The organism is Arsukibacterium sp. (genome assembly GCF_033722355.1).
In the GTDB taxonomy this organism is placed as follows: Bacteria; Pseudomonadota; Gammaproteobacteria; order Enterobacterales; family Alteromonadaceae; genus Alishewanella.
Window position 1 is genome coordinate 1 of record NZ_JAWVZF010000135.1, and the last position, 7797, is coordinate 7797.

The following is a 7797-nucleotide window of genomic DNA, read 5'->3' on the forward strand; positions in this document are numbered from 1 at the left end:
GGGTAAAATAAATCTAAATCCGGCGGGCTGAATTCCAGCCAGGCCGCATCGGCCACCCCGGCGTGCGGATCGGCTGAGGTATAACGGGCAATATCGGCAGCGGCCGCTACCGCCCGCTCAAGCGCCTGGGGACTTAAATCAGCGGTAGAGGCTGAGCCTTTGCGCTGGCCAAAATATAAACTGATGCCCAGGCCGCCGTCCTGATTAAACTCCACGGTTTCCACCTCGCCATGGCGGGTTTCCACACTTAACCCCCGGGTACGGCTCATGGACGCTTCGGCGCTGCTGGCACCCAGTGCTTTGGCACGAGCCAGCACCGCACTGACGGCTTCTTTAACTTCGGCAATTTCCTGCCAGATAGTTTGTTCTGTTGCTTGCATATTTACTCTTGCTGATCGGGCTATTTGTGCCAAGCTTACCATAGACTGCCAAAGCCTGCTGCCAGCTAAGCGGAGTTTTAACAGACTTAGTTTAACGACATCGCTGCAGTGTTCTACTTAACCGGCTAACTTAAGTGATATACTTAGCCTAACTATGCTAATGAAGACGCACCATGACCGAAACCGAATTTAAATATGGCGACAGCAAATGGCTGGAGCAACCTGACCATATCAGCAAAAGCCAGATAAAACGTGAAATGCATGCGCTGCAGACGCTGGGCGAAGAGCTGGTGGCATTAAGCCCGGCTGCCCGCGCCAAGGTACCGCTGGATGAAGAGCTGTTAGATGCGCTGGCGCTGGCCGATAAGCTGGCCAAAAAACGCGAAGCGCTGCGCCGGCATATTCAGTTTATTGGCCGCTTAATGCGTACCCGTGATGTCGAACAGATAGAGCAGGCGCTGGCGGTCATGCGTAATACCAAACAGGCAGCTGATAAGCAGTTTCATAAAGTTGAAAAATGGCGTGACAAGCTATTGGCTAACGATGATGCGTTAACGGAATTTGTTGCCGCTTACCCGGCGATTGACGTACAGCAACTGCGGTTGTTAATCCGTCAGGCGAAAAAAGAGCGGGAAAAAGAGCAGCCGCCCAAAGCCTTCCGTGAGCTGTTTCAGTTGATCCGGCCGGTAATTATGGACGGCGAGAATAGTTAAACTTTCCGCTGCCATCGGTTTGCCCGACATTCTCGCCAAATAATAAAGCCAGCAATATGCTGGCTTTTTAAATGCTGTCGTTTAATAAAACCTAGATACGGGTTAACCAATTATGCTTATCTTCAGCGCGACCCCACTGGATATCATTTAACGCCTGGCGCAGCTTTAAGGTAACCGGGCCACCTTCGCCGCTACCCACTTTATGCTCGGTACCGTCGGCAATTAAGGTGCCGACCGGGGTGAGTACCGCGGCGGTGCCGGATAAAGCGGCTTCTGTACCCGGTTTAGCCGCGCGTTCCAGCAACTCGGTTACGCTGAGCTCGCGCTCCGATACCGTCATGCCCAGATCCCGGGCTATTGTCAGCACAGAATCACGGGTCACCCCGTGCAGAAAGCTGCTGTCCAGTGCCTTGGTAATAATTTCATTGCCATCAATTAATAAAAAGTTGGCCGCGCCGGTTTCCTGGACATCGCCCCCCGGGCAGAACAGCACCTGATCGGCCTGGACACTGGCCCGGGCTTTTAAAATCGGTTGCAGCGCACTGGCATAGTTACCACCGCTTTTTACCATCCCCATATGCGCCGCACAGCGGGCACCGTTTTGCTCCAGTAACAGCCGCAGCGGCTTGCTGCCACCGGCAAAGTAATCCCCCACCGGTGATAACAACACATATAGCATCGAGCTGGCGGTTGGCGCGGCGGCTTTACCAATAGCGGCTTCGGTACCAATGTGGGTTGGCCGGATATACATTGAACCCGGTGGCTCTGGCACGTCGCTGGCGTACTGGCGGACGATATCAATAATCATCTGGCTTAACGTCGCGCTGTCGGGCTGCGGTAACGACAACAACTGGCTGCTCTGAATTAAGCGGGCGACGTTTTTTTCCATCCGGAATAAATTAATCGAGCCATCACTGTGTTTAAACGCTTTTAAACCTTCAAAGCAGGTACTGGCATAGTGCAGCACATGCGCGCCGGGGTGCAGGCTGATGCTGTCTGCCGGCACAATTTGCGGGGTGCTCCAGGCGCCCTGTTCAAAACGGGTTAATGCCATCTGTGGCATAAAAACACTACCAAATGCAGCCATTGTTGCTTCCTGTTGTTAATTTTTATTCAGTTATTGGGTGCCGCCGACGGTCATCGCATCCAGTTTCAGCGTTGGCTGGCCTACCCCGACCGGGACGCTCTGGCCCTGTTTACCACAGACGCCTACCCCGGCATCCAGGGCTAAGTCATTGCCGACCATCGATACCTGCTGCATGGCCGCCGGACCGTTACCAATTAAGGTCGCGCCCTTTATCGGGCTGGTAATTTTACCGTCTTCAATTAAATAGGCCTCTGAGGCCGAAAATACAAACTTACCTGAGGTGATATCCACCTGGCCACCGCCGAAATTGGGCGCATAAATGCCTTTTTTCACGCTGGCGATAATTTCCGCCGGGTCATGTTCACCGGCCAGCATATAGGTATTGGTCATCCGCGGCATCGGCAAATGAGCAAATGATTCGCGCCGGCCATTACCGGTAGGGTTAACCCCCATCAGCATCGCATTGTGTTTGTCCTGAATATAGCCCTTCAGAATACCGTTTTCGATCAGCACGTTGTGCTGGCTTGGCACCCCCTCATCATCGACGTTCAGCGAGCCACGCCGGTGGGCCAGTGTCCCATCATCGACAATAGTACATAGCTTAGACGCTACCTGCTGGCCAATCCGGCCACTGAAAGTAGACGAGCCTTTACGGTTAAAGTCACCCTCCAGGCCATGCCCTACGGCTTCATGCAGCAGTACGCCAGGCCAGCCTGACCCGAGCACCACTGGCATGGTACCCGCCGGCGCATCGACTGCCGTTAAATTTACCTGAGCCATCCGTACCGCTTCGCGGGCATAGTGTTGCCAGCGCGGCTGCTCGTTAACCAGCTCACTGAAATACAGATAATCGGTGCGGCCACCGCCACCGGCACTGCCACGTTCGCGCCGGCCATCCTGCTCCAGTAATACCGAACAGTTCAGCCGAACCAGCGGCCGGATGTCGGTGGCAAAAGTGCCATCGCTGGCCGCCACCAGTACCTCTTCATAGACGCCCGATAAACTGACCATCACCTGCTCGGCCCGGCTGTCCAGCGTGCGGATAAAGGCTTCAATCTGGTTTAACAGCGTGACCTTGTCAGTATTGCTCAGGCTTTGCAGTGGCTCACAGGGTAAGTAAATATTACTGTTACCACTTTTGCTAAATGCCTTTACCCGGCCCTGCTGGCCATGGCTGGCGATACCCCGGGCGGCGCCGGCAGCCTGTTGCAGCGCGGCGGCACTGATGGTGTCAGCATAGGCAAAACCGGTTTTTTCACCACTGATGGCCCGCACCCCTACACCGCGCTCAATATTAAAGGAGCCGTCTTTTACCAGGCCATCCTCCAGTACCCAGGACTCGTGGACACTGGACTGAAAATATAAATCGGCATAATCGAGCTGATGGCCAAATAAGTAGCCAAGACTGTGCTCCAGATCTGCCATGCTAAGATCGGAGGCGGTAATTAAATTCTGTTCAACTGCATTCATTATTTCAGCTCACTGTTAAAACGATTATGCTGGTGGACCGGCATTTTCTGGCCCAGCTGCCGGCATTGGTTCATATCCACCTGCACCGAAACCCAACCGGGCTCGGTGCCTGCGTCTGCCAGCACCTCGCCCCAGGGATCGATAATCAGGCTGTGGCCATAAGTCTCGCGACCATTAGCGTGCACCCCGGTCTGATTTGCCGCCAGCACAAAACACTGGTTTTCTATCGCCCTGGCCTTTAGCAGGGTATGCCAGTGCGCCGCCCCGGTTGGCCGGGTGAACGCCGATGGTACTGTCAGTAACTGCATTCCGCCAGCGGCCAATGCCTGCATTAAGCCCGGAAAGCGCACATCATAGCATATACTCAGCCCCAGTTTCAGATCAGGCAATTGACATATACTGATCTTCTGCCCCGCTAAGGTAGTGGCTGACTCGCGATAACTGCCGGTGCTGTCGGCGACATTAACATCAAATAAGTGTAACTTCTGATAATCAGCCAGCAAGGTGCCGTCCGGACTGTACACCAGACAGCTGGCAGCAAAGCGCGTCGGATCAGCGGTAGTGGTGGGCTGGCTGCCTGCCACCAGATACACCGCAAACTCGCTGGCTAATTGCTGGCAGGCCTGCTGAATGTCGCCCTCGCCAATCGCTGCCTGATGGGCCAGTTGTAATTTATCACCGCCACCAAAAACGGCAAAACACTCTGGCAGCAACACCAGGTGCTGTTCTGCCCTTGGCAGTTGCTGCAGATACTGTCTTACGGCAGCCAGATTAGCCGCGGGTTCCGGACCACTGGTTAACTGAATTGCTGATAAACGCCAGTTAGTCGCCATGGGGCTGTTGCTCCTCAATATTGATCACCGTCTCCGGTTGCGCTATGCGCACCGGAACCGGCACTTCAGTGCTGTGGCGGTTGACTTCGGTTACCACCGGCTGCTCGAAGGTGCCGGTAACGGTAAAGTTAATCCGTGAGATCACTTCGGCTGACTGAAACACTTCGTCCAGCGCCAGCGCGGCCAGGCCGGTTGCCGGGTTAACCATCCAGGCAATAATCACCGGCAAACTGGAGGTCACTTTGGGCGAGAATGACATTTGATAGTCAAGCTGCTCACTGACCAAATCAGCATAGCCCTGAATAGCCAGGTTGCCAGGTACCCCATCTATCATGGTATCACTGGTTTGTACCACACCCTGGTGCAGCGTCAGGTTACCGCTCATTTTGTTATAAAAGAAACCTTTGGAGAATACGTCGCGAAAATCCAGCTTTAATTTTCGTACCAGCGAATCCAGGCTGAAAATGGCAAACAACCGCGCGCCCTGATCACTGACCTCGGTTAACGCACCCTCGCCCAGATTAAATTCCAGCTGACCGTTCAGTTTTGCCAGTTCAAACTGGCCCGGTGCGGCTGGCCAGTTAAGCTTAAAGTTAATATCGGCCCGGCTGCCGCTAATGCCGGTTGTCAACTGAAATTCGTTTAACAGTGCACCGATATTCGGGCTTTGCAGCCGGCCTTTCAGCTCCGTCATTCCAAGCTGCTTGTCAGGAAACCAGTTACCCTCAACCGTTAGCTCATTATTGTTATAACGGCTGGTAAAGCCGCTCAGTTGCCAATGATCGCCGTTACCCCGGGCTGCAAACGCCAGCTTGCCAAAACGGTAGTTACCCAGCGAGCAATCCTGACAGTTAACACTTACCGGTACCATTGTCAGCAGCGCTTCCTGCGATTGTGGCAATAGCTGTTGTTGTAATGCAGTCGCTGGCTGCGCTGGCAGCGGCAAATGCAGATAGTCGATGGCTAATTGCAGCCCCTGCTGCTGCCAGTCATGGCTGAACGACCAGCGACTGGCAATTTCAGTGCCATTTAAGCGCAGCTGCCAGCTATCCGGCTGTGGCGCTAATTCAAATACCGTATTAGTTAAAGCGGTATTGCCAATCAGCCCCAGTTTGCTAATCCGTCCCCGGACCCGGCTAAGGGGTGGCAACACACCATTGCTGGGCAACGTATCACTGAACAGCTGCTCTGTTAGCAGTTGCTGCCAGGGCAGCACGTCCAGCTGTTCTAAATCGACATCAATTGTGAACTGCGGCCCGTTAATGCCGGCATCTTCCGGCCCCAGGCTCAGGTTGGCCCGTGTTATGCCACCACTGCTGTGGTTCATTTCAGCACTGAAATGCAGCTGATCAGCATAATTTAATGACAGCAGGCCCTGCTGACTGTCACCGTTGGCTGTTAACACCAGTGACGCAGGCGTGCCTGCCGCTTTATGATAGGGCGCTGGCAGCAACAGTGCAGCCTTGGTTAAATCAGCATCAAGGCTGGCATGGTAGCCGACGTTATCAGCCGCTAGTTGCAGCGCCAATCCGAGCTGCCAGTTAAGCTCACCATCGATTAATGCGCCCGCAGAAGGCCACAGTGCCGCAACGACATCGTCAGCACCGTTGTTTGCCTGAGCGCTTAGGTTAAACAGGTACTGTTCATTCTGTTGCTGGCCGCTCAGACGGGCATTAACCGCTAAGCCGCGCCAGTTGAAACGAAGATCATCAGCACGGATCTCACTGTCGGCAAAACTAACCGACCCAGTTAACTGGTGGAGCTCAAGCTGCGGTGCGGCGAGGTTAAGGCTGACCTTATCCAGAGCGACAGTGCCGCTGGCCAGAACTGAGGCCTCACGTAAGCCCACCCGCAGCTTAAGAGCAAGCTGGCCCGGGCCCACCGGTGACAGGTGTGCCAGTACCTGACCTAAATTATCCCTGAGGGGCGAGGCGTTGATCAGGCCACTGGCCTGACTGAGCTGCAAGGCGTTGTCGATATCGATTGTCAGGTACTCGGCGTTCAGCAGATCAGCAATTTCTGCGCTCACCCGGCCTGTCAGCGCAATATCAGCCAGGCGGGCACTGCCAGTACTGATTTGCATGGCGGCATTTTCAAACCATAGCCTGCTGTCAAGTTGCTCTAACGCAGGCCATTGCGGGTCAAACACGAAGGTACCGTCGTTAACCGTGGCATCAACCTGAAAGATCCCCTGGCCATCGGCAAAAGGATACTCAGCCGGTGCACCCTGCCATAACACCCGTGCTTGCTCCAACCTGCCATCAATAATGGCTTTGGTTAAATAGTCGCGGGTGTTCGCTGGCAGATACCGTAACGGCAGATAACGGCCGATGTCGCTGGTCTCAGCATTGGTTAACTCGGCAAACAAACTCAGCTCAGGCTGTGGTTGCAGCAGCCACTGAATACTACCGGTCAGAATAAAATCACTGGCATTCACCTGGACGTCAGGCAGTTGAATTTGCCAGATCCCGCTGCTGTTCTGTCTTGCCAGCAAGGTTAGCTGCAATTGCTCAAAAGCGATAGGCTGACTGAACATCGCCTGCCACTGTAACTCGCCGGGACCGCTGCTGAGGGATAAACCCGCCGCATCTGCTTTGGCCCAGAACCGACCATCCAGGCCACTCAGGCCGGGCAGTTCTGCACTGCTGGATTTGCTCAGATTTGCCAGTTCACCCTGTACCTGCCAGTTATCGGCGCTTTGCATCTGCCACTGCGCCTGTGTCAGTTCGCCTTGCAATTCTGTGGTTGTCAGCGGTAACAGTTGCGGTATTTCATCTGCGAATAACTGACTTAACGGCGCTAATGCGTCCAGCTTTAACTGTTGCAACTGCCCATACCAGCCGGCCGGCTTACGGTGAAGTTGCACGGTAAGGTCCGGCCATTGCGTCTGACCGTCGGATAACAGCAACGGACCCGAGTAAAGTGACCAGCCCCGGCTAGTCGGATACCATAACAGCTGGCCAGGTCCCAGTTTAAGCTGGTGCGCCTGCCCCTGCCGCTGCCAGTTCAGACTATTATCGGCCAGTTCAATCTGAAAACGCTGCAATTCGCCCTTTTCAACCCGGCCCCAGGCCTGAAAATTGATTGCAGCCTGATCAAGACGTGCGGTTGCCGGCAACGATTGCTGGACCCAGGGTAAAATATCCAGTTTACGGCTTTCCAGAAATATCTGGCCAAATGCCTGATCGAGGCTTGGGCCGTATAGATCGATAATAAAACTCAGGGTATTACCGGTGATATCGGCAACGGCCAGCTCGCCGATCCCCTGATGCCGCTCTCCTTCATTACGCCAGTCCAGCTTATGGACGGCGACC

Annotated in this window: 6 protein-coding genes; 1 reads left to right on the forward strand and 5 read right to left on the reverse strand. The window is 54.5% G+C overall.

Going from position 1 to position 7797, the window contains the following annotated elements; genetic code table 11:
• Positions 1–380: PmbA/TldA family metallopeptidase (locus R3177_RS11455; protein WP_318971165.1), on the reverse strand; the 380-nt coding region annotated here is incomplete at its 3' end.
• 173 nt (positions 381–553) lie between these two features.
• Between R3177_RS11455 and yjgA the strand changes: the two genes are divergently transcribed.
• Positions 554–1093: a ribosome biogenesis factor YjgA gene (gene yjgA / locus R3177_RS11460; protein ID WP_318971166.1), complete on the forward strand. Its 540-nt coding sequence runs from the start codon at positions 554–556 to the stop codon at positions 1091–1093.
• Between the two features lie 91 nt (positions 1094–1184).
• Here yjgA and R3177_RS11465 read toward each other — a convergent pair whose 3' ends face one another.
• The 4 genes from R3177_RS11465 to R3177_RS11480 all read right to left on the reverse strand — a co-directional run.
• Entirely contained in the window at positions 1185–2180 is a 996-nt protein-coding gene (locus R3177_RS11465; protein ID WP_318971167.1) for a branched-chain amino acid aminotransferase, read from the reverse strand.
• Between the two features lie 30 nt (positions 2181–2210).
• Positions 2211–3650, reverse strand: a complete 1440-nt coding sequence (gene tldD, locus R3177_RS11470; RefSeq protein WP_318971168.1) for a metalloprotease TldD — start codon at positions 3648–3650, stop codon at positions 2211–2213.
• A complete protein-coding gene (locus R3177_RS11475) occupies positions 3650–4483 on the reverse strand; it encodes a carbon-nitrogen hydrolase family protein (RefSeq protein WP_318971169.1) in 834 nt (277 codons plus the stop codon). Before R3177_RS11475 ends, tldD begins: the two co-directional genes overlap by 1 nt.
• Positions 4473–7797, reverse strand: a 3325-nt coding sequence (locus tag R3177_RS11480) for a YhdP family protein (protein WP_318971170.1), incomplete at its 5' end; no start/stop codon positions are given. The genes R3177_RS11480 and R3177_RS11475, both read right to left, overlap by 11 nt.

Coding starts and splice junctions, on each gene's coding strand:
- tldD (WP_318971168.1), bottom strand. CDS start 3,650: ATGAATGCAGTTGAACAGAATTTAATTACCGCCTCCGATCTTAGCATG.
- R3177_RS11465 (WP_318971167.1), bottom strand. CDS start 2,180: ATGGCTGCATTTGGTAGTGTTTTTATGCCACAGATGGCATTAACCCGT.
- R3177_RS11475 (WP_318971169.1), bottom strand. CDS start 4,483: ATGGCGACTAACTGGCGTTTATCAGCAATTCAGTTAACCAGTGGTCCG.
- yjgA (WP_318971166.1), top strand. CDS start 554: ATGACCGAAACCGAATTTAAATATGGCGACAGCAAATGGCTGGAGCAA.